This window comes from Desulfocurvus thunnarius (genome assembly GCF_055390965.1).
The window spans coordinates 2,170,805-2,190,193 of the sequence record NZ_AP042411.1 but is presented as its reverse complement, the minus strand read 5'-3'; the positions used below and the strand labels follow the sequence as shown (position 1 = coordinate 2,190,193).

The window sequence follows — 19,389 nt, the reverse complement described above, 5'->3', positions numbered from 1 at the left end:
CCGCGGCCTGACGGCCCGGGGCGGGGTATGGGCGCGCGGCCACCCTGCGGGGCGCGCTCCGGGAAAACGGGGGCTAGTCGAACAAGCCGTATTCGTGGGCGAAGGGGGCCAGCTCCGAGGCCGAACGCAGGCCGAGCTTGCGCACGAGGTTGGCCTTGTGCTTTTCCACGGTCTTGACGCTGATGCACAGCTCCCGGGCCAGGGCCTTGTTGCCCTTGCCCCGGGCCGTCAGGCGCAGGACCAGGAGTTCGCGCTCCGAAAGCCGGTCCAGCGCCGAGGGCTGCTCCCGGGCCGGGCCGGAGGCGGCGGGCTGTTCCAGCAGGGCTTCCGGAATGTCCGGGCTCATGTAGCGCCCGCCGGACAGGACGGTCTCCATGGCCCGCACCAGTTCGGGGGCGGTGGTGTTCTTGAGCACGTAGCCGTCGGCTCCGGCCGCCAGGGCGCCGCGAATGTGCGCCAGGCTCTTGTGGGCCGTGAGGGCCAGGATCTTGACGCGCGGGAAGCGGCGTTTGATGTCGCGGATGGCCTCGGCGCCGTCCATGGTGGGCATGGACAGATCCATGAGCACCAGGTCCGGCGTGATGCGCTCCACCTGACGCACGGCCTCCAGCCCGTCGCCCGCCTCGCCCGCGATCTCGAAGTCCGAATGGGCTTCGAGCAGGCTGCGCAGCCCCTCGCGGACGATATCCAGGTCTTCGACGAGCACGACGGTGCGGCGCATCAGTATCCTCCTGCGCGGATGAGTATTTCTCCGGACAGCATCCAGGCATAGCCGCCAAAAGTATCGATGTAAAGCCGGGTTTTCCCCGGGCGGCCTTCCCCGCCCCCTCCGCGCCGCGTCGCCGCGCTTTGCCATTGCGCCAAAGCGCGGTATGCTGGGCGGGAATCGGAAATCCGGAGGACAACGCATGAAAATCGCAATGCTCGGCCTGGGGCGCATGGGCATGAACATGGCCCGCAGGCTGCTCGCCGGCGGGCACGACGTGGTGGCCTGGAACCGCTCGCCCGGGCCGGTGCGGGAACTGGCCGCCCAGGGCGCCGTGCCCGCCTTTTCCCTGGCGGAGGCCGCGGCCGCCCTGGACGCGCCGCGCACGCTGTGGCTCATGCTGCCCGCGCCGGTGGTGGACGAACACCTGGAGGCCCTGCGGCCGCTGCTGGCTCCGGGCGACCTGCTCGTGGACGGCGGCAACTCGCCCTACAAGCGCGACCCGGACCGGGGCAAGACCCTGGCCGAAGCCGGGCTGCTCTACGCCGACGCCGGAGTCAGCGGCGGCATCTGGGGGCGGACCGAGGGCTACTGCACCATGGTCGGCGGGCCGCCCGAGGCCTACGAGCGCCTGCGCCCGGCCCTGGACACCCTGGCGCCCCCCGGCGGGCACATGCACTGCGGCCCCCACGGCGCCGGGCATTACGCCAAGATGATCCACAACGGCATCGAGTACGGCATGATGCAGGCCTACGCCGAGGGTTTCGCCCTGCTCGAAGCCTCGCCCTACGGCCCGGGGCTGGACCTGGGCGCCGTGGCCCGGCTGTGGAACCGGGGCAGCGTGGTCCGCTCGTGGCTGCTGGAACTGGCGGCGGCGGCCCTGGAGCGCGACCCGGCCCTGGACACCGTGGCGCCCTATGTCGAGGACTCGGGCGAGGGCCGCTGGACCGTGGACAGCGCCGTGGAACTGGGCGTGCCCGCGCCGGTGCTGGCGCTCTCGCTCATGGAGCGCTTCCGCTCACGGCAGGACAATTCCTTTGCCGACCGGCTGCTGGCGGCCCTGCGCAACGAGTTCGGCGGCCACGCCGTGCGCCGCCCCGGCCCGGGGGAGGGCGGGGCATGACCGGCGCACCGGACTCCGCGACGGGCGCGACGGGCGCGGCCCCGTCCATCTCCTTCGACACCGCGCCCTTGGGCGGCGGGCCGTCCTGTCTCATCCCGCCGCGCCCCGAGCCGTGCACGGTAGTCGTCTTCGGGGCCTCGGGCGATCTGGCCGCGCGGATGGTCCTGCCCGCCCTGTACGCCCTGCACCGCCACGGCGCCCTGGCCGGAGGGCTGACCGTGGTCGGCGCCGCGCGCACGCCCTGGGACGACGAGGCCTTCCGCGAGCACGCGCGCCGGGCCCTGGAAGCCGCCGGAGGGTTGGACGCGGCGGCCTGGGCGGCCCTGGCTCCGCGCGTGTTCTACCAGCCCCTGGACTACGCCGACCCGACGGGCTGCGCGGCCCTGGCCGCCCGCCTGGACGCGCTGGACGCGCCGGACGCACTGGGCAGGCAGGAGACGGACAGCGCGCCCGGCAACCGCCTGTTCTATCTGGCCACGCCGCCCACGGTCTACGCCGCCCTGGCGCGCAACCTCGGCGCGGCGGGCCTCGCCCGCGAGGAGCGCGGGTTCGCGCGCATCGTGGTCGAGAAGCCCTTCGGCCGCGACCTGGACAGCGCCCGGGCCCTGGACGCCGCCCTGCACGAGCACTTCGCCGAGCATCAGATCTTCCGCATCGACCACTACCTGGCGAAGGAGACGGTGCAGAACATCCTGCTGCTGCGCTTCGCCAACGCCATCTTCGAGCCCCTGTGGAACCGGCGCTACGTGGCCTCGGTGACCTGCGCGGCCATGGAGACCCTGGGCGTGGGCCACCGCGCGGGCTATTACGAGCGCTCGGGCGTGCTGCGCGACATGTTCCAGAACCACATGATGCAGCTTCTGGCCCTGGTGGCCATGGAGCCGCCCCCGGCCTTCGACGCCGAGGCCGTGCGCGACGAGAAGACCAAGGTCTACCGCGCCCTGCGGCCCTTCGCCCCGGCCCGGCTGGCCGAAGACCTCGTGCTCGGCCAGTACGGCCCGGGCACGGCGGGCGGGGCGCCCCGGCCCGGCTACCGCCAGGAGCCCGGCGTGGCGCCGGACTCCGCCACCCCGACCTTCGCGGCCATGCGCCTGTGGGTGGACAACTGGCGCTGGCAGGGCGTGCCCTTCCACCTGCTCTCGGGCAAATGCCTGCGCGAGAAGCTGACGCGCATCGTGGTCCGCTTCCGCGAGGTGCCGCACTCCCTGTTCCGGCATATCCTGGGCGAGGACATCGGCGCCAACCGGCTGATCCTGGACATCCATCCCGGCAACGCCGTGTCGCTCACGGTGCAGGCCAAGCTGCCCGGGGCCCGGCTGTGCCTGCAACCGGCGACCATGCGCTTCGACTTCGACGCCGCCCACGCCCCGGCCCGGGCCCTGGAGGCCTATGAAAAGGTGCTCCTGGACTGCATGCTCGGCGACCAGACGCTCTTCTGGCGCCAGGATGCGGTGGAACTGTGCTGGGGCTTCCTGACCCCCGTGCTGGAGCGCTGCGAGGCTTGCGGCGCCACGGGCTCCCCGGCGGTGCCGCACGACTATCCGGCGGGCTCGTGGGGCCCGGCGGCGGGGCTGGAGATGGTCCAGGAACTGTTCTAGGCGGGAGCGGAACGGAACGCGGGCCAGGCGGCTACACGCTGCCCAGGCGGCCCGGCACGGGCTGGAACTGGGCCAGGGCGGCCTGGGCGTAAGCCTCCAGGGCCCGGCGGCGGGAAAGGACCGCGTCGGCGGACAGCGCCTCGGACCCGGCGGCGCCGGAGCCGGAAGCCCCGGCGGCCTGCTGTCCGGCGGCGGTCTCGGCCAGCAGGGCGGCGGCGTCCAGGGCGTCGGAGAAGGCGCGCCCGGCCAGGGTCGGCGCGGTGGCCTCGGGCATCTCCACATCATGGGTGGTCAGGTCGATGCCCAGGCTGCCCAGGGTGATGCCGATGGAACGCGTGCGCACGGTGGCCTGGGCGCCGTCGGCGCGCAGGGCCTGGGCCAGGCGCGCGGCGTCGCGCTCCATGCGCTGGGTGCGCATGGCGTCCTGGTAGGCGCCAAGGCCGTGGGAGCCGGGGCTGGTCGTGCTGCCTGCCGTGGGGCGTACGCCCATGGCGTCCTCCGGGCCCCGTGGGGCTCGGCTGGGGTGGGCCGCGCGGCGGGCTCCCCGTCCCGGGGGGCCGCGCGGTCCGGTCTCCGTCCTGGAGGCGGGCCTGAGCGGGCGGGCGAAGCCGCCGCTTCAAACAAGAGTATAAACCCGCGCCGCAGCCGTGGCAAGCGGTCGGCCCCACCCGGCGCCAAGTGCTTTATTCCGCCCTGGAAATGCTGTACAAACACACGACACACCCCGCGCCCGGAAGCCGGGGCCGCAAAAGGGAGCAGGAAAGGCGCCCGGAGGGCGCCCGAGGGAGAAAGACAGCATGGCCAGCCCCGTGCAGACGGTGATCCAGCATCTGAGCCGCGCCAAGGCGGCGTTCCTCAAGGGCGAAACCCTGCGGCCCCTGGTCTGCGTGGCCGAGGCGCTCAAGATCGTCCTGACCACCAAGCTGCATTCGCAGGACATGGCCAAGGTCGCCGGGCTGCTGCGCGAAAACGTCCAGAACCTCGGCAAGCTCGAAGGCGTCGCCTCGCGGGTGTCCAGCCCGCTGGGCTATCAGCCCGGGGCCGAACGCAAGCTCCTGGCCCTGCTCCTGCCGGTCATCAAGGCCCTGCACGCCGAGACCAAACGCGAGAGCATGGGCGCCGTGCGCGAACGCAAGCTGAAGATCGACCACGCCATCATCCACGGCACCAAGGCCCTGCAAGGCGGCAAGGTGGACGAGGCCCAGGGCTATTTCCGCGAGGCCGTGGACCTCTACGTGGACGAGCACGCCATGTTCCTGATCATCGCCGACCGGCTCCAGGCCGCCGGAGCGTTCAAGGAATCCTTCGAGTACCTGCGCGGCGCCCTGGCCCTGAACCCCGACGAACGCAAGGCCTGCGAGATGGTCGTCGCCGCATCGGAAAAGGTGGCCAACCCCGACCGGGGCCTGACGCTGCTCCAGAAGATCGCCGAGAAAAAAGGCGCCGGGCCGCACCTGCACCTGGCCCTGGCGCGGCTTCTGGTGCTCAAGAAGCAATGGCCCGAGGCCGAGGGCCACGCCCGCGCCGCCGCCCAGGCCAAGGACGACCTGCTCGACGCCCACAAGCTGCTGCGCCGCCTGACGGCCCGCGCGGCAAAGGCCGCCAAGGCCCCGGCGGCGCCCCAGGCCGGGCCCGGCCTTGACAGCCCGGTCCCGAGTTCCTAGGTTCCCCTCTCCACACACCGCATCCAAGGAGCAGGCCCCATGGCGTACGACATCCGGCTCGTGAAGCTGGTCAACGGCGAGATGATCATCGGCAAATACAAGGACGACGACCAGGGCAAACGCCTGGAGGACGTGGCGGTGCTTCAGACCGTGCCCACCCAGCAGGGCGTGCAGATGATGCTCCTGCCCTTCGGCTACCCCTTCGACAACGAGATCGACGCGGTCATCGCCTACGCCCACGTGATGTACGAGTACAAGAAGTTCCCCGAGGAACTGAAGACCAAGTATCTGGAAGCCGCCAGCAACCTGACCCTGACCGCCCCCGCCGGGGGCCTGGGCGGGCTGGGCGGCCTGGGCGGCGCCAAGGGCGCGCCCAAGGGCGGCGTGGCCGACCTGTCGCGGCTGCTCAAGAAATAGCGGCGCCCCGTTCCTGTTCGGAAGGGCGGCCGACGGCCGCCCTTTTTCGTCTCCCACCCGCCCGCGCGAGGGCCCATGAAAAAGCTTCTGCCCCTGTTCACCGGCCCCAGCCGCTACCTCGGCAACGAGCCGGGCTCGGTGCTCAAGGACCCGTCCGCCGTGGCCGTGCGCCTGGCCCTGGCCTTTCCGGACCTCTACGAGGTGGGCATGTCCTACCTCGGGCAAAAAATCCTCTACGGCATCGTCAACGAGCGCCCCGAGTTCTGGGCCGAGCGCGTCTTCGCGCCGGACATGGACGTGGCCGCCGTGCTGCGCGAACACGGCGAGCCCCTGTGTACCCTGGAGTCGGACACCCCCCTGGCGGCCATGGACGTGGTGGCGTTCCACATCACCCACGAACTCTGCTACACCAACGTCCTGTACATGCTCGACCTGGGCGGCATCCCCCTGGAGGCCGCCGCGCGCGGCCCGCGCGATCCGCTGGTCATGGCCGGGGGCGGCTGCACCTTCAACGCCGAGCCCATCGCCCCGTTCATGGACCTGATGGTCCTTGGCGACGGCGAGGAAGTGCTGCCCGAGATTCTGGAGCACGTGGCCCGGGCCCGGGCCGAGGGGCTGCCCCGGGCGGCGCTGCTGGAGCGGCTGCGCCACCTGCCGGGCGTCTACGTGCCCGCCTTTTTCGCCGAGGCGCCCGGGGGCGGCCTGCCCCTGACCCCGCGCTTCGCCGATTCCCCGCGCGTGGAAAAGCGCATCCTGCCCGATCTGGCCGACGCCCGGCGCGCGGCCTTCCCCACGGGGCATATCGTGCCTTTCGCGGATACCGTCCACGACCGGCTGGCCGTGGAAATCGCGCGCGGCTGCACCCGGGGCTGCCGCTTCTGTCAGGCGGGCATGGTCTACCGCCCGGCCCGCGAGCGCGCCCCCCAGGCCCTGGACGCGCTCATCGCCAAGGGGCTGGCCGAAACGGGCTTCGAGGACCTGTCCTTCCTGTCCCTGTCCACGGGCGACTATTCGGCCCTGGAAGAGCTGTTCGCCGCGAGCTTCTCGCGCTGCCGCCAGGCCCAGGTGTCCATCTCCCTGCCGTCCCTGCGCGTGGGCTCGGTGAGCGAGCGGATCATGGGCCTCATGTCCACCATCCGCCGCACCGGGGCGACCCTGGCCCCCGAGGCGGGCAGCCAGCGCCTGCGCGACGTGATCAACAAGGGCGTCACCGAGGAGGCCCTGGTGGCCCACGTGCGCAAGCTCTTCGACCACGGCTGGCAGAACGTGAAGCTCTACTTCATGCTCGGCCTGCCCACGGAAACCGACGAGGACCTGGACGCCATCGTGGACCTGTGCCTCAAGGTCCGCGACTGCGCCGGGCGCCACGTCAAGCGGTTGCAGGTTTCTGCGGCGGTGTCGCCCTTCGTTCCCAAGGCGCACACGCCCTTCCAGTGGGAGCGCCAGTTGACCATGGACGAGGTCCGCGCGCGGGTGGACCGCCTGCGCGCCGGGTTCGCCCCGCACAAGCGCCTCAAGCTGCGCTGGCATCAGCCGGAGATGAGCTTCCTGGAAGGCGTGTTCTCGCGCGGCGGGCGCGAGCTGGCCCCGGTGGTCCGCGCGGCCTACGCCAAGGGCGCGCTGTTCGCCAGTTGGATCGACCACCTGCGCCTGGGACCCTGGCTGGAGGCCCTGGCCGAACACGGGCTGGACCCGCTGCACTTCCTGCGCGAGCGCGACGAAGACGAACCCCTGCCCTGGGACCACCTGACCAGCGGCGTGCACACCCGCTTTTTGCGCACCGAGCGCCGCCGGGCCCGGGAGGCCCGCCTGACCGACGACTGCCGCTACAACGCCTGCCGCAACTGCGGGGTCTGCAACTTCGAGGGCCGGACCTCGGAGCTGGCCCTTCAGGCCGCCCGCGAGGAGATCCGGCCCCGGGTCATCCACGCCGTGCGCGACCAGGCCGACGCCACGGGCGACGCCGCCCACCAGACCGCCCCGGCCCCCGAGCCCCAGGCGGCCCCGGAGATTCCGCAGCCCGGGCCACGGCCCGAGCCCCAGGCCGAACAGGCCAAGGGCGCCCGCCCGCGCCCGCCGGACATCGGCGAGCTGGCCGACAAGGCCGCGCACTACCGCGTGTGGCACACCCGGCTGGACGAGATGCGCTTCATCAGCCAGATCGAGCTGCAACGGCTCATCGAGCGCGTGCTGCGCCGGGCCGATGTGCCCGTAAGCTTTTCCGCCGGGTTCCACCCCCTGGCGCGGCTGTCCTTCGGGCGGGCGCTGCCCGTGGGCGTGGAAAGCCGCCGCGAGTGGTTCGACGTGTTCCTGCGCCGCGACACGGGGCCCGGGGAGCTGGCCGCGCGCCTGACGCCGCACCTGCCCCGGGGCATGGACCTGCTGTACATCGAGACCCTGGACCTGGGCCGCAAAACGCGCCAGGCCGTGGCCGAGGACTTCCTGCTGACCTGGGAGGGCGACGCCGCCGAGGTCGCCGCACGCCAGGCCCAGTGGGCCGGGGCCCTGACCCTGGCCGAACTGCCCTGGGCCCGCGAGACGAAAAAGGGCCCGCGCACCACCGACGTGCGGCCCTTCATCGCCGGGGCCTGGCCACGCGAGGGCGCCGTGGCCCTGCGCCTGGACTGGAGCACCGGCTACGTGAGCCCCCTGCGGCTGGTGGAGCTGGTCAACCCCGGGCTGCGGCCCGACCGCTTCGGCCTGTGCAAGCTGCGCCAGTGGATGGACGCTCCGGAGCCCGACGCGCCCTGCTGACCGCGCGCCCTCGCCGTCTCTGATTCCCCGCCGGGCCCGCGCGCGCCCCTTGCGCCGGGCCCGCCGAAGGGCTATCCCTGCCGTATCCTTGGGTATCGAAGGGGGCGCCGTGGCGCAACATTCCCGCGCGGCGGCGCTGCTGGCGCTGACCGCCCTGCTGTGGAGTTCCGGCGGGCTGGCCGTCAAGGTCATCGACCTGCACCCCATGGCCATCACCGGCGCGCGCAGCGCCCTGTCGGCGCTGACGCTGCTCGTGCTGCTGCGCGGGTCGGCCCGCCCGGCCCTGACTCCGGCGGGCCTGGGCGCGGCCCTGGGCTATGCGGGCCTGCTCGTCACCAACGTGGCGGCCACCAAGCTGACCACCGCCGCCAACGCCATCCTGCTGGCCTACACCGCGCCGCTCTACGTGGCCCTGCTGGCCCCGGCCCTGCTGGGCGAGCCCACCCGCCGGGCCGACTGGGCCTTCCTGGCCGCCGCGCTGGGCGGCATGGTGCTTTTCTTTCTCGACCGTCTCTCGCCCGCAGGCCTGTGGGGCAACGCCCTGGCCGTGGGCACGGGCCTGTGCTACGCGGTCTTCACCCTGTGCATGCGCGCGCAGAAGGACGCCTCCCCCGTGGGTTCGGTGGTCCTGGGCCATGCCGTCACGGCGGCCGTGGGCCTGCCCTTTCTGGCCCACGGCCTGCCCGACGCCGCCGGGGCCCTGGGGCTGGCCTACCTGGGGGTGGTCCAGCAGGGGCTGTCCCTGCTGCTCTACGTCTGGTGCATCCGCCGCCTGCCCGCCCTGACGGCCATCCTGATCATGACCCTGGAGCCGGTGCTCAACCCGCTGTGGGTGGCCCTGGGCGTGGGCGAACTGCCCGGGCCGTGGGCTCTGGCGGGCGGGGCGCTGGTGCTTGGCGCCGTGACCCTGCGCGCCGTGGCCGGGGCAACGGCGTCCGCCGGTTTGCGGCGCCCGCGCGGCTGTGGTATGCTGGAGCCCAAATCCGCCCTGCGGCCCGCGCAGGGCCGGGGCGGCAACAGCGGGAGGAAACCATGACCACAAACGTGACGACAGACGCGCTGCTGGCGCGCATCAAGGAGTTCTACCCCGAACTGGAACGCCATGGCGTGGCCTTGTCCGCGCGACTGGACGAGGCCTCCGGCGCCTGGATCGTGACCATGAACACGGAGGCGGCGGGAACCGCGGGCGAACACAGCCTGTCCACCCATGTGGACGTGCAGGACGCCGAAAAGTGCCTGCAGGGTGTGGAGTGCCTGTACCTGGGAGTCCAGGTCGGCCGGTTCATCGAAAACCACTGCCTGGGGGGCGGGGCCTGCCCGGTGTGACGGGCTTGCCAAATTCCGTCCGGAACCTATGATTGAAAAGCGGGGCGCGCCCCGCTTTTTTTCATCCGCGCCACGCGCGCCATCCTCAAAGGAGACTACGGAGTGCCCCATGCTGAAACGGATCCTCATCCTGGCGGGAGCCCTGCTCATGGCCGCCGGGGTTAGCCTGGCCCACGCCGGGGACGCCGCCCCGACGCTCACGCGCCTGGAAAACGGCCTGGGCGTGCTGGTGCAGCCCGACAAGCGCTTCCCCCTGGTGTCCCTGCGTCTCTACGTCCACGCCGGGTCGGCCTACGAGACGCCCGGTCGCTCGGGCATCAGCCACCTGCTGGAACACATGGTCTTCAAGGGCACGGCCCGCCGCGCCCCCGGCCAGGTCGCCGAGGACATCGAAAGCGCAGGCGGCTACCTGAACGCCGCCACCAGCTTCGACTACACCGTCTACATCATCGACCTGCCCGCCGAGCGGCTGGACCTGGGCCTGGACGTGCTGCGCGACATGATCTCCGGCGCGGCCCTGGACCCCGAAGAACTGGAACGCGAAAAGCAAGTGGTGCTCTCGGAGCTCGAACGCGGGGAGGACAGCCCCGGCAGCCGCCGCTTCCAGGCCCTGCAACCGTTGCTGTGGCCCGGCACGCCTTACGAGCGGCCGATCATCGGCCTGCGCGAAACCGTCTCCTCCTTCACCCGCCAGGACATCCTGGACTACATCGCCGAGTTCTATCAGCCGCAGTCCATGCTGGCCGTGGTTGTCGGCGACGTGGACCCCGCCCGGGCGGTGGATATGGTCCGCGCCCATTTCGGCGACCTGAAGAACACCGCGCCGACGGCTCCGCGCGGGCCGCTGCCCGCCCCGCGTTTCGACGCCCCGCGCGTGGCCGTGCAGGCCGGGCCGTGGAACAAGGTCTACCTCTCGGTGGCCTTCCCCGCGCCCGCCCTGGGCACCGCCCAGGGCCCGGGGCTGGACCTGCTGGCCCAGGTGCTCGGCGGCGACCGCTCCTCGCGCCTGTACCGCAAGTACCAGTACGAACTGGGCCTTGTGGACTCCATCTCCGCCTATGCCATGAACCTCGAAGGCACGGGCCTGTTCTCCATCAGCGCCGAGCTGGACCGCGACAAGCTGCCCGCCTTCTGGGCCGGGCTGACCGCCGACCTCGCCGCCCTGCCCACGGCCACCTTCACCGACCGCGAGCTGGACCGCGCCCGGCTGAACCTTGAGGACGACCTCTACTCCTCCAAGGAAACCCTGGGCGGACTGGCCTCCAAGCTCGGCTACTTCCAGTTCTTCGAAAACGGTCCCCAGGCCGAGGACAACTACCTCTACGCCCTGCGCCACGCGGGCGCGGACGAACTGCGCGCCCTGGCCGCCGGTGTGCTGACCCGCGAGGCCCTGGCCGCAACGGTTCTGCTGCCCGAGGGCGAAACGAACGCCCCGGAAGCCCTGGAAAAGGACCTGCTGGCCGGGGTGGACGCCGCCTTCGGCCCCGGCGCCGCTGCCGCGCCCAAGGCCGAGGCCGTCGGCGGCCAGCGCGGCGGCATGGACACCGTGGACCTGGGCGGCGGGCGGACCCTGGTGCTCCTGCCCGACACCACCCTGCCCTATACCTCCGTGACCTTGGCCGCTCCCGGCGGCGACGCCCTGCTGTTCCCCGACGAACAGGGGCTGGCCGAGCTTGCGGCCCAGGCCCTGACCCGGGGCACCGCCGACCTGTCGGCCACGGAATACCGCGACTTCCTGGCCGACCGCGCCGCCTCCATCGGCGCCCGGGCCTCGCGCGACATGTTCACCGTCAGCGCCCGCTTCCCCTCGCGCTTCGCCGCCGACGTGCTGCCCCTGCTGGGCCGGACCATCACCGCCCCGGCCTTCGGCGCCGACGAGGTGGCCCGCGCCGTGACCGAACAGCAGGCCGCCATCCGCAGCCGCGAAGACCAGCCCACAGGCCTGGCCTTCCGTCACCTCTTCCCCATGCTCTTTGCCGACACCGGCTACGGCCAGTTCCACGAGGGCACCGTGGACGGCATCGCCGGCCTCGGCCCGGCCCAGGTGCGCGAGTTCTGGGCGCGCCAGCGCCGCCAGCCCTGGACCATGGCCGTCTGCGGCGACTTCGACCGCGAGGCCGTGGTGGCCCTGGCCCGCGAGCTGGCCGCCGGGCCGCCCGCCGAACCCTTCGCCTTCCCCCGGCCGACCTGGGGCCCGGGGCACACCCAGGCCCTGACCCTGCCCGACCGCAACCAGTCGCACATCGTGGTCGCCTTCCCCGTGCCGGGCCTGCGCTCGGACGACAGCGTGGGCCTGGACGTGCTGCGCCAGGCCCTGGCCGGACAGGGCGGGCTGCTCTTCCGCGAACTGCGCGACCGCCAGGGCCTGGGCTACACCGTCACCGCCCTGCTCTGGCAGGCGCCGGAAACGGGTTTCCTGGCCTTCTACATCGGCACCTCGCCCGACAAGACCGCCCAGGCCCTGGAAGGCTTCCGCCAGGCCGTGACCGGCCTGCGCGAAACGCCCCTGGCCGAGGCCGAGGTGGCCCGCGCCGCCAGCCTCATCGCCGGGGACTACCACCGCGACAACCAGAGCCTGTCCGCCCGCAGCGCCGAGGCCGCCGGGCTGCTGGCCCGGGGCTTCCCGGCGGACCACGACCGCGAAAACGTGGCCCGCGCCGCCCAGGTCACGCCCGCCGACCTGCACGCCCTGGCCCGCAACTGGCTGGTCTGGGACCGGGCCTACGTGCTGACCGTCGAACCCTGACCACCGTCGACAACGACAAGCCGACGCCCGGGTACCGCAAGGTTCCCGGGCGTTTTGCATCGGGGCGCACGCGGCGCCCGCGAAAGAGGAAGACGCGGGAACCTTTTCCCTGCGCCGAAGATTCCTCCGTCCCCCGCTCTCCCGCTCACCCCCCGCCCCTTCCAAAATGCGCTCTTTCGGAACAGGGCGACGGCGCACGCGCCGCGCGGGGCCGGGCGACGTGTGGGAGGCAAGGGCCGGAGCCCCTGGCGGAAGGTATGGGGGAGGCGAAGCGCCCGACCGGTTCGCTCGAGGATGGGCAGCGATCCGGACGGCTAATAGGCGAAGGGTTCCTGGTCGTGCATGGTGAAGATGAACGGGACGCTCGGCGCGGCCACGGGCTCGACGCTGGCGGCGGCCACGGCGTGCTCCTCGCCCAGAAGCACGCCGATGACCCCCGGAAAGGCCACCTGCGGCGCGGGGTCGGGGCCCAGGGGCTCCAGGCCGCCGCGCACCTCCACCCAGGTTCCGGTCTCGGGCGCGGTGCCCGGTGCATGGACCACGAAGCCCACGCCCACGGCGTCGGCCAGGCAGCAGACGATCTGCACGCGCACGAGGACGAACGCGCCGCGCGCGTCCAGTTCCGGCAGGCGCACGACCATGCCGCGTGCCGCGAAATGCCGGGGGGCGGTGATGCCCGAGTCGGGCATGGCGCCCACGAGCAGTTCCGCGAGATTCAGGCGCACGTATTCGGTGCCGTCCACGGTAATGCGCGGGGCGAGGGATTCCTCAAGCTCCTGGGCCTCGGTGGGCCCGGTGAGGGGCGTGTGTTCCGGAGCCTTGGGCAGGCTGGCCTGCTGCGCGGCCAGGGTCAGGGCGGCCATGAGGACCATGGTCGCGGCGCCGGGCGCGGTGCAGCGCCGCCCGCGCGCCAGGGCCACGGCGGCACCCAGCAGGACCAGAACCAATCCGCTGCCCCCCGTGAGCATCTGAAAGCGGGGGTTCAGGAACATCCAGTAGTTTTCGGCCTGGGCGAGGTGGAGCATGGCGCCGCCCAGGGCCGCCAGGGCGGCGCCCCGGCCCAGACGGCCCCAGGGCAGGGAACGCGCGGCCATGCTAGCGGCCCTCCGCAAGGCCCAGGGCCAGTGCCAGCAGCAGCACCACCACCGTGGGCACCGTGACCAGGGCCACGGCCAGCCGCCGCCGGAAGGTCACCAGGAACATGGGGATGAGTTTCAGGTCCACCATGGGACCCAGGGCCAGGAAGGCCAGTTGCGCTGCCTTGGGGACCATGGCGAAGGACGCGGCCACGAAGGCGTCGGCCTCGGAGCAGACCGAGAGCAGCACGGCCAGGAGCATCATGCCCGGCACGGCCACGAACACGTTGTCGCCCAGCCAGGCGATGGCGCCCAGGGGCAAAAAGGCCTTGAACGCGGCGGCGGCGCAGGCGCCGAGGACCAGGAAGCGGCCCATGGACAGGAATTCCTCCGCCGTATGCAGCAGCACGCGCAGGATTTTGGAGCCGCCAGCGGGGCCGTGGTCGTGGCCGCAGCCGCAGGAACAGGCCGGGCCGTGCCCGTGGTCGTCGTGGGCGGCGGCCGGGGCGCCCGGAGCGGGCATGCGCCCAAGGGCGGGGCGCGCCGCGCGCAGCACGTCCTCAGGCCGGGCCTCGCCCAGGGCCAGCCCCAGGGCCACGGCGGGCACGGCCACGAGGATGACGCGCCACAGGGCCATGTACCACTGGCCGGGAAAGGCCACCAGGGTGGACAGCAGGGACACGGGGTGCATCACCGGCGCGGCGAGCATGTAGGGGATGACCACCCGGGGCGGCACCCCGCGCACGAGCAGCTTGCGCGCGATGGGCACCACGCCGCACTCGCAGGTGGGCACCACGAGCCCGGCCAGCAGGCCGAAACTGATCTGCCCGCCCGGGGAGCGCGGCACCAGCCGTTGCAGCACCGTGTCGGGCACGCAGACTTCCACCAGCGAACCCAGCAGCGCCCCCAGCAGCAGGAAGGGCGCGGCCTCGAAGACGATGGCCGTGGCGTAGGAGGCGAATTCGAGCAGGGTTTCCATGGCGTGCGGGACGATCCGGGGCGGTTGGCGGGCGGTGGGGCGAAGGCCCCGGCGCGGCGCGGTTCGGGGAGGTTCGGGAGCGGCCCGGAGCCGGGCGACCCGGGCAATCTAGCGCCCGGCCCGGCCGGATGCAAGCCCCTTTCCCGGCGGGCGGGCTTGGTGTATACCGGGGGGCACCTTGCTTGAGGAGCGCGCCATAGACCCCTTCATCCAGCTTACCGATGTCGCCCGGCACTATACCGTGCGCGGCGGCCTGCTCGGCGCCCGCCAGGGCAGCGTGCACGCCGTGGACGGCGTGACGCTGGAGGTTCTGCGCGGCGAGACGCTGGGGCTGGTGGGTGAATCGGGCTGCGGCAAGAGCACCCTGGCGCGGCTGCTGCTGCGCCTGGAGCAGCCCAGCTCCGGGCGCATCGTGGTCGACGGGCAGGATTTGGCCCGGGCCCCTGCGCAATTCCTGGCCGCCTATCCGCGCAAGGTCCAGATGATCTTCCAGGACCCGTTTTCGTCGCTGAACCCGCGCTGGAGCGTGGGCGCGACCATCGTCGAGCCGCTGGCCATCCACGGCGTGGCCCGCGCGGCACGCGCCGCGCGGCTGGCGGAACTGATGGAGCGCGTGGGCCTGCGCCCGGAGCTGGCCCGGCGCTATCCGCACGAATTTTCCGGCGGCCAGCGCCAGCGCGTGGCCATCGCCCGGGCCCTGGCGTTGAACCCGGACTGCGTGGTCTGCGACGAGCCCGTCTCGGCCCTGGACGTATCCATCCAGGCCCAGGTCATCAACCTGCTGCGCGAGTTGCAGCGCGACTTCGGCCTGACCTACGTGTTCATCTCTCACGACCTGTCGGTGGTCGGCCACGTGTCCGACCGGGTGGCGGTGATGTACCTGGGACGGCTCATGGAGCTGGCCCCGGCCGAGGAGCTGTTCGCCGCGCCGCTGCACCCGTACACCCGGGCCCTGCTGCGGGCCGTGCCCGTGCCGGACCCCACGCGCCGGAGCCGGGCCGCGCGCCTGGGCGGCGACCCGCCGAGCCCCCTGGCTCCGCCCGCGGGCTGCCCCTTCCATCCGCGCTGCCCCGAGGCCCTGCCCGTATGCGCCCAGGCCGCCCCGGCCTGGGCCGAGGTCGCCCCGGGCCGCCGCGCGGCCTGCCACCTGCACGCCCCGGCCTGACCGCCACGCCGCCACGCCGCCACGCCGCCACGCCGCCACGCCGCCACGCCGCCACGCCGCCACGCCGCCACGCCGCCACGCCGCGCGACCGCTTGCGGTCGCGCGGAAACGCCCGTGCCGGTGCGTCGTCCGGCAGGTCGGCCGCGGGTTCGCCCCGGGCCTAGCCTTCCTGGAGATTCAGGGTCACGTTGAAGGCCACGGCGTAGAAGTGGTGGAAGAAGTCCACATACTCCACGGTCACGTCGTCGGGGACGGTGATCCGCGCCGGGGCGAAGTTGATGATGCCCTTGATGCCCGCGTCCACGAGATAATTGGTGGCGCGCTGGGCGCGTTCGGGCGGAGTGGTGATGATGCCGATCTCGATGTCCAGCTCCTCGGCCTTTTCCTTGAGGCGGCGCGAGCAGATGACTTCCAGGCCGGAGACGACCTCGCCGATCTTGAAGGGGTCGCAGTCGAAGGCGCCGACGATATGGAACCCGCGCAGCTTGAATTCGCGGTGGTTCAAGAGCGCACGGCCCAGGTTGCCGATGCCCACCACGCAGGTGCGCCAGACGCGGTCCACGCCCAGGGCCTTCTTGATGCTGCCGATGAGGTCCTGCACGTAGTAGCCGACGCCGCGCACGCCGAATTCGCCGAAATAGGCGAGGTCCTTGCGAATCTGGGAAGGATTCACATCACAGGTGCGGGCGAGCAGCTCCGAGGAAATGACTTCCTTGCCATCGCGCTGCAGGGTCTCCAGAACCTGGATGTACACCGCCATGCGCTGGATGGTGGCCCGAGGGATATGTTGGCTTTTGAGGGTCATCGGCGGCCAAATTATGTGAAATTAGTAACGATGTAAACAGAAAAAAGGGAGGCCGTGCAACACGGCCTCCCTTTGTCGGCACGTGCGAATTAGCTGACGAAGGGGTTGGCGAACAGCAGCAGCAGGCAGACGACCAGGGCGTAAATGGCCAGGGACTCCACGAAGGCCAGGCCCAGGATCAGCATGGTCTGGATCTTGCCGGCGGCCTCGGGGTTGCGGGCGGTGCCTTCGCAGGCGGCCTTCAGGCCCAGGCCCTGGCCGATGCCGCAACCGGCGGCGGCGATGGCCATGCCGATGCCGCAGGCCCACATGATGTTGGACAGCACCTCGGGGGCGGCGTCGGAGGCGAAGGCCAGGGAGGCGATGGACAGCAGGGCCACGGTGTTCACGGCGGTCATCAGAACTTTACGCATGGAGTGACTCCTTGAAAGGTTGTATTGTGTCGGTCGTTGGACCATTTCCCCCAATGTCGGGTGCGGCCTAGTGCGCGTGATCCAGGGAGCCCTTCAGGTAGATCATGCCGAGCATGAAGAAGATGAAGGCCTGGATGAACTTGGCCAGCACGAACAGGAAGTACATCGGCAGGGAGCCGACGATGGGCGCCAGCATGAACATCAGGATGAGCACGATCTCCTCGCCCTTGATGTTGCCGAACAGTCGCAGCGTGAGCGAGAGCGGCCGGGCCAGGTGGGAGATGAACTCCAGGATGATCATCAGCGGAGCCATGGCCGGAACCGGGCCCATGAAGTGCTTGATGTAGCCCGCGCCCCATTTCTTGATGCCGATCCAGTTGTAGTAGAGGAACAGGAACAGCGCCAGGGCCGCGTTGGTGTTGACGTTGGCCGTGGGCGCGTCCAGCCCGGGGATGAGCCCGAACCAGTTGCAGGGCAGGATGAACAGGAACAGGATGACGATGACGTGGAACACCTCGCGGCCCTTCTCGCCGACGTTTGCGACGCAGAAGTCCTCAAGGCCTCCGATGATCAGCTCGAAGACGTTTTGCAGCTTCCCGGGCACAAGAGTCAGGTTCTTGCGCACCAGGATGCCGATGGTGAACAGCAGGAGCATGACCACCCACGTGTAGGCCACGTGGACCGGGACATGGATGCCCACGGCATCCAGAACCGCGGGAACGATGAATTGCGGATGCGGAAGTCCACCAGCCATATAGGTAACGCCTCCTTGATATGTTTTCCCACCCCGGCGGGTCAGTTCGCGGATGGTTTCCCCGTCACCCGTGAAATGCCCCAGATGAGAACAGTCGCAACCCCTGTGGACAGCCCAAGCAGCAGGGCGGGAATCGAGGCCCCGCCCCAGGCGACGAGTGCCGCCAGGGCCAGCGCCGTCACGAACAACCGCCCGTAGAACCGCACAAGCAGGTTCGGCACGGCGCCGTCACGGTGCACGAGCACCCGCTGGAGGAACCCCGCCAGCAGGTAGAAATTCAACGTCATCAGCACGGCGCCCAGGGCCGTGTCGGCCAGCCAGCGCCAGCGCCAGCCCAGGCCCAGCCCCAGCAGGCACAGCGCCCCGGTCAGCACGATCTGGTTGCGGACCATGACGCGCGTGTCCCGGTGGGCATAGCCCCGGCGCAGGAGCCAACGCTCAACGCCTGTCAGAAGTCTGCCCGTCATCGCGGTCCTGCCCGTCGTGCCCGGTGGGCCCGTTTTCCTGGGCGTCCTGACGGCCAAGGCGCCGGACCTCCTGGAACATGTTGCGGAACCCCGCGATGATGCCCAGGATCAGGAAGACCAGCAGCAGCCAGGGCTTCGTGCCCAGCCACTTGTCCAGATACCAGCCCATGCCCATGCCGATGAACGTGGATGCCACCAGATGCATCCCCATCGTGCCGACATCGGCCAGGGGGGTCAGAACAGACTTCTTGTCCTTCTTGCTGCCAAAGAGCATCGCACTCCCGCGGCGTCCAGCCGTCTCTCCGGAAACCGCTTCGTGCATTCATTCACAAACACCGCGTCCCTACCACAGCCGCCGCGCGGTAGTCAACATTCTTGAGCGGTTCCGGATGCGTTTTTCCTGCGCCGGGCGACCTGGGATCACACGGATGGCCGTTGATTCCTACCCTCCCGGGCCGACGTTGTCCAGTCCCCCGATGCAGACCACAGGCCGCTCACGCCCCTGCCCGGTGCGACGGCCTCGCGCCACGCACGTTCCCGCCCCCGGCCAGGCAAATTTTTTTCGGCACAAGCGTCCGCACCGGCACCACCCCACGCCGCCACCCGCCGCCCACCAAGCCGCCAATCGGGGAAAAACCCCTTCCCCCCGGCGTTTTCGGCCTTGACCGCGCCCCGGCGATGACATACCGGGAGGCATGACCCTCCAGAGCGCCACCCCGGGCTCCGGCCCGACCCGTCCTCGTGTCCTCGTGGCCGACGACGACCGCGCCCTGCGCGCACTGGTGGAATTCCACTTCCGCGACGCGCCCTGGGAGGCCGTCTTCGTCGCCGACGGCCCCGCCGCCGTGGAAGCCTTCGCCCTCGCCCCCTGGGACCTCGTGCTGCTGGACCTGCAACTGCCCGGCCTGCACGGCACCGAGGCCGCCCGGGCCATGCGCCGCGCCGAGGCCGAACAAGGCCGCGCGCCGGTGCCCATACTGGCCCTGTCCGCCGGAGGCCCGGACGGGCCGGTCACCCCCGGGCCGGACTTCTCCGGCACCCTGCCCAAGCCCTTCACCCGCCAAGCGCTGCTGGACGCCGTGGGCACCGCCCTGCGCGCACCCGCCCCGCGCGCCGGACAGGGCACCGACCCCGCCCTGCTCCACCTGTTGCCCCGGCTCTACGACTCCGTGGCCGAACTGGCCGCCGAGGCCGCGGCGGGCCTGGACCGGGGCGACCTGGACGCCGCCGCCCGCGCCGGGCACAAGATGCGCGGAGCCACCGCCTGCTTCGGTGTCCGCCCCCTGGCCGACGCCGCCGCCCGCCTGGAGCGCGAAGCCCTGGACGGAAACCCCGCCGCCGCCGCCCTGGCCCTGGATACCCTGACCGGCCTGCTGGAAACGTCGCGATCCTGAGC

19 protein-coding genes are annotated in these 19,389 nt (G+C 71.5%); 10 read left to right on the top strand and 9 right to left on the bottom strand.

Features of this window, described 5'->3' with window-relative positions; translation table 11 throughout:
* Nucleotides 1–73: 73 nt before the first annotated feature.
* Nucleotides 74–721, bottom strand: coding sequence for a response regulator (locus tag ACZ5KV_RS09565; RefSeq protein ID WP_464239079.1), 648 nt, complete (start codon nt 719–721; stop codon nt 74–76).
* A 187-nt stretch (nt 722–908) separates the two neighbouring features.
* On the opposite strand from ACZ5KV_RS09565, the gene gnd reads away from it, so the two are divergent.
* Together gnd and zwf are read left to right on the top strand one after the other, a co-directional pair.
* Complete coding sequence (gene gnd, locus ACZ5KV_RS09560; RefSeq protein WP_464239078.1) at nt 909–1,829, top strand: phosphogluconate dehydrogenase (NAD(+)-dependent, decarboxylating); 921 nt, start codon at nt 909–911, stop codon at nt 1,827–1,829.
* Complete coding sequence (gene zwf / locus ACZ5KV_RS09555; RefSeq protein ID WP_464239077.1) at nt 1,826–3,427, top strand: glucose-6-phosphate dehydrogenase; 1,602 nt, start codon at nt 1,826–1,828, stop codon at nt 3,425–3,427. The genes gnd and zwf overlap by 4 nt, the downstream gene beginning before the upstream one ends.
* Nucleotides 3,428–3,458: 31 nt before the next feature.
* Here the strand turns inward: zwf and ACZ5KV_RS09550 are convergent, their stop codons facing one another.
* Nucleotides 3,459–3,917, bottom strand: a complete 459-nt coding sequence (locus ACZ5KV_RS09550; protein ID WP_464239076.1) for a hypothetical protein — start codon at nt 3,915–3,917, stop codon at nt 3,459–3,461.
* A 307-nt stretch (nt 3,918–4,224) separates the two neighbouring features.
* Here ACZ5KV_RS09550 and ACZ5KV_RS09545 point away from each other — a divergent pair, with 307 nt between their 5' ends.
* From ACZ5KV_RS09545 to ACZ5KV_RS09520, 6 genes are all read left to right on the top strand, one after another.
* Entirely contained in the window at nt 4,225–5,091 is an 867-nt protein-coding gene (locus ACZ5KV_RS09545; RefSeq protein WP_464239075.1) for a tetratricopeptide repeat protein, read from the top strand.
* Between the two features lie 39 nt (nt 5,092–5,130).
* Entirely contained in the window at nt 5,131–5,508 is a 378-nt protein-coding gene (locus tag ACZ5KV_RS09540; protein ID WP_464239074.1) for a hypothetical protein, read from the top strand.
* Between the two features lie 75 nt (nt 5,509–5,583).
* Nucleotides 5,584–8,262: a TIGR03960 family B12-binding radical SAM protein gene (locus ACZ5KV_RS09535; RefSeq protein ID WP_464239073.1), complete on the top strand. Its 2,679-nt coding sequence runs from the start codon at nt 5,584–5,586 to the stop codon at nt 8,260–8,262.
* Nucleotides 8,263–8,371: 109 nt separating this feature from the next.
* A complete protein-coding gene (locus tag ACZ5KV_RS09530; protein WP_464239072.1) occupies nt 8,372–9,298 on the top strand; it encodes a DMT family transporter in 927 nt (308 codons plus the stop codon).
* Complete coding sequence (locus ACZ5KV_RS09525) at nt 9,295–9,588, top strand: hypothetical protein (RefSeq protein ID WP_464239071.1); 294 nt, start codon at nt 9,295–9,297, stop codon at nt 9,586–9,588. The genes ACZ5KV_RS09530 and ACZ5KV_RS09525 overlap by 4 nt, the downstream gene beginning before the upstream one ends.
* Before the next feature lie 109 nt (nt 9,589–9,697).
* Complete coding sequence (locus ACZ5KV_RS09520) at nt 9,698–12,334, top strand: M16 family metallopeptidase (protein ID WP_464239070.1); 2,637 nt, start codon at nt 9,698–9,700, stop codon at nt 12,332–12,334.
* A gap of 314 nt (nt 12,335–12,648) precedes the next feature.
* On the opposite strand, the gene ACZ5KV_RS09515 is transcribed toward ACZ5KV_RS09520, so the two are convergent.
* Nucleotides 12,649–13,428 carry a TIGR03943 family putative permease subunit gene (locus ACZ5KV_RS09515; protein ID WP_464239069.1) on the bottom strand — a complete coding sequence of 260 codons (780 nt, stop codon included), beginning with the start codon at nt 13,426–13,428 and terminating at the stop codon, nt 12,649–12,651.
* Between the two features lies 1 nt (nt 13,429).
* A complete protein-coding gene (locus ACZ5KV_RS09510) occupies nt 13,430–14,389 on the bottom strand; it encodes a permease (RefSeq protein ID WP_464239068.1) in 960 nt (319 codons plus the stop codon).
* Nucleotides 14,390–14,567: 178 nt separating this feature from the next.
* Here ACZ5KV_RS09510 and ACZ5KV_RS09505 point away from each other — a divergent pair, with 178 nt between their 5' ends.
* Complete coding sequence (locus tag ACZ5KV_RS09505) at nt 14,568–15,554, top strand: ABC transporter ATP-binding protein (protein WP_464239067.1); 987 nt, start codon at nt 14,568–14,570, stop codon at nt 15,552–15,554.
* A gap of 160 nt (nt 15,555–15,714) precedes the next feature.
* On the opposite strand, the gene ACZ5KV_RS09500 is transcribed toward ACZ5KV_RS09505, so the two are convergent.
* From ACZ5KV_RS09500 to ACZ5KV_RS09480, 5 genes are all read right to left on the bottom strand, one after another.
* Nucleotides 15,715–16,359 carry a redox-sensing transcriptional repressor Rex gene (locus ACZ5KV_RS09500; protein ID WP_464239066.1) on the bottom strand — a complete coding sequence of 215 codons (645 nt, stop codon included), beginning with the start codon at nt 16,357–16,359 and terminating at the stop codon, nt 15,715–15,717.
* Between the two features lie 89 nt (nt 16,360–16,448).
* Nucleotides 16,449–16,772 carry an ATP synthase F0 subunit C gene (atpE, locus tag ACZ5KV_RS09495; RefSeq protein ID WP_464239065.1) on the bottom strand — a complete coding sequence of 108 codons (324 nt, stop codon included), beginning with the start codon at nt 16,770–16,772 and terminating at the stop codon, nt 16,449–16,451.
* A 67-nt stretch (nt 16,773–16,839) separates the two neighbouring features.
* The gene (atpB, locus tag ACZ5KV_RS09490) at nt 16,840–17,526 is read right to left on the bottom strand and encodes a F0F1 ATP synthase subunit A (protein WP_464239064.1); all 687 of its coding nucleotides are present in this window, start codon (nt 17,524–17,526) and stop codon (nt 16,840–16,842) included.
* A 41-nt stretch (nt 17,527–17,567) separates the two neighbouring features.
* Nucleotides 17,568–17,993, bottom strand: coding sequence for an ATP synthase subunit I (locus tag ACZ5KV_RS09485; protein WP_464239063.1), 426 nt, complete (start codon nt 17,991–17,993; stop codon nt 17,568–17,570).
* Nucleotides 17,965–18,267 (bottom strand): AtpZ/AtpI family protein, encoded by a 303-nt coding sequence (locus ACZ5KV_RS09480; protein WP_464239062.1) that lies wholly within the window; start codon nt 18,265–18,267, stop codon nt 17,965–17,967. The genes ACZ5KV_RS09485 and ACZ5KV_RS09480 overlap by 29 nt, the downstream gene beginning before the upstream one ends.
* Nucleotides 18,268–18,688: 421 nt before the next feature.
* Here ACZ5KV_RS09480 and ACZ5KV_RS09475 point away from each other — a divergent pair, with 421 nt between their 5' ends.
* Nucleotides 18,689–19,387, top strand: coding sequence for an Hpt domain-containing response regulator (locus tag ACZ5KV_RS09475; protein WP_464239061.1), 699 nt, complete (start codon nt 18,689–18,691; stop codon nt 19,385–19,387).
* Nucleotides 19,388–19,389 lie beyond the last annotated feature (2 nt).

Bases quoted from the DNA above. Each gene is read 5' to 3' on its own strand.
- ACZ5KV_RS09565 (WP_464239079.1), bottom strand. From the start codon at position 721: ATGCGCCGCACCGTCGTGCTCGTCGAAGACCTGGATATCGTCCGCGAG.
- ACZ5KV_RS09500 (WP_464239066.1), bottom strand. From the start codon at position 16,359: ATGACCCTCAAAAGCCAACATATCCCTCGGGCCACCATCCAGCGCATG.
- ACZ5KV_RS09475 (WP_464239061.1), top strand. From the start codon at position 18,689: ATGACCCTCCAGAGCGCCACCCCGGGCTCCGGCCCGACCCGTCCTCGT.
- ACZ5KV_RS09525 (WP_464239071.1), top strand. From the start codon at position 9,295: ATGACCACAAACGTGACGACAGACGCGCTGCTGGCGCGCATCAAGGAG.
- ACZ5KV_RS09540 (WP_464239074.1), top strand. From the start codon at position 5,131: ATGGCGTACGACATCCGGCTCGTGAAGCTGGTCAACGGCGAGATGATC.
- ACZ5KV_RS09485 (WP_464239063.1), bottom strand. From the start codon at position 17,993: ATGACGGGCAGACTTCTGACAGGCGTTGAGCGTTGGCTCCTGCGCCGG.
- ACZ5KV_RS09520 (WP_464239070.1), top strand. From the start codon at position 9,698: ATGCTGAAACGGATCCTCATCCTGGCGGGAGCCCTGCTCATGGCCGCC.
- ACZ5KV_RS09480 (WP_464239062.1), bottom strand. From the start codon at position 18,267: ATGCTCTTTGGCAGCAAGAAGGACAAGAAGTCTGTTCTGACCCCCCTG.
- ACZ5KV_RS09550 (WP_464239076.1), bottom strand. From the start codon at position 3,917: ATGGGCGTACGCCCCACGGCAGGCAGCACGACCAGCCCCGGCTCCCAC.
- ACZ5KV_RS09510 (WP_464239068.1), bottom strand. From the start codon at position 14,389: ATGGAAACCCTGCTCGAATTCGCCTCCTACGCCACGGCCATCGTCTTC.
- atpE (WP_464239065.1), bottom strand. From the start codon at position 16,772: ATGCGTAAAGTTCTGATGACCGCCGTGAACACCGTGGCCCTGCTGTCC.
- ACZ5KV_RS09535 (WP_464239073.1), top strand. From the start codon at position 5,584: ATGAAAAAGCTTCTGCCCCTGTTCACCGGCCCCAGCCGCTACCTCGGC.
- ACZ5KV_RS09545 (WP_464239075.1), top strand. From the start codon at position 4,225: ATGGCCAGCCCCGTGCAGACGGTGATCCAGCATCTGAGCCGCGCCAAG.
- ACZ5KV_RS09515 (WP_464239069.1), bottom strand. From the start codon at position 13,428: ATGGCCGCGCGTTCCCTGCCCTGGGGCCGTCTGGGCCGGGGCGCCGCC.
- zwf (WP_464239077.1), top strand. From the start codon at position 1,826: ATGACCGGCGCACCGGACTCCGCGACGGGCGCGACGGGCGCGGCCCCG.
- gnd (WP_464239078.1), top strand. From the start codon at position 909: ATGAAAATCGCAATGCTCGGCCTGGGGCGCATGGGCATGAACATGGCC.
- atpB (WP_464239064.1), bottom strand. From the start codon at position 17,526: ATGGCTGGTGGACTTCCGCATCCGCAATTCATCGTTCCCGCGGTTCTG.